The organism is Vibrio sp. 811, from assembly GCF_033339195.1.
In genome coordinates this window covers 1-601 of the sequence record NZ_JAWOUB010000616.1, presented here as the reverse complement: position 1 = coordinate 601, position 601 = coordinate 1, and the positions used below count along the sequence as shown (strand labels likewise).

Genomic DNA, 601 nt, shown 5'->3' with positions numbered 1-601 from the left:
ACGATTACGACAAAGAGTTTATCGCAGAACTGAAAGTCGACATGCTCAACCACCAAGGTGCTCTGGCAGAATTGACCAACGTGATTTCAAAAACAGGCTCCAATATCCATGGCCTGTCGACCGAAGAACGTGATGGCCGACTGTATACTGTCACCGTTCTACTGACCACCAAAGATCGTGTCCACCTTGCAGGTATCATGCGAAAAATCAAAGCGATGCCGCAGGCGACCCGAGTCAGACGAAGAAAGAACTAAACTCATCGCCACCCACTCACACTGGGTGGCGATTTTTTTATACCCTATTTATTTACTATGAATTTAGAACGTTACCACCGTATCCATCAGGTGCTGAAAGCACGCCAAACCGACCTTACATTGTGCCTAGAAGAGGTTCACAAACCTAACAACGTCTCTGCCGTTATTCGTACGGCTGACGCCACGGGCTTACACAAAGTTCATGCTATCTGGCCTGATAAAATGCGCACTTTAACCCACACTTCTGCAGGTGCTCGTAACTGGGTTGAAGTAGAAACTCACAACTCGATTGAAACCGCCATTACCGAGCTCAAAGCCCAAGGCATGCAAGTATTGGTGACCAACTT

2 protein-coding genes are annotated in these 601 nt (G+C 47.4%); both read left to right on the top strand.

From position 1 onward, the window contains the following. Positions 1–254 (top strand): ACT domain-containing protein (locus R7Q46_RS28420; RefSeq protein ID WP_318078474.1); only part of this gene is annotated, 254 nt, incomplete at its 5' end. 57 nt (positions 255–311) lie between these two features. Continuing rightward, positions 312–601, top strand: a 290-nt coding sequence (locus R7Q46_RS28415) for a TrmH family RNA methyltransferase (protein WP_318078473.1), incomplete at its 3' end; no start/stop codon positions are given.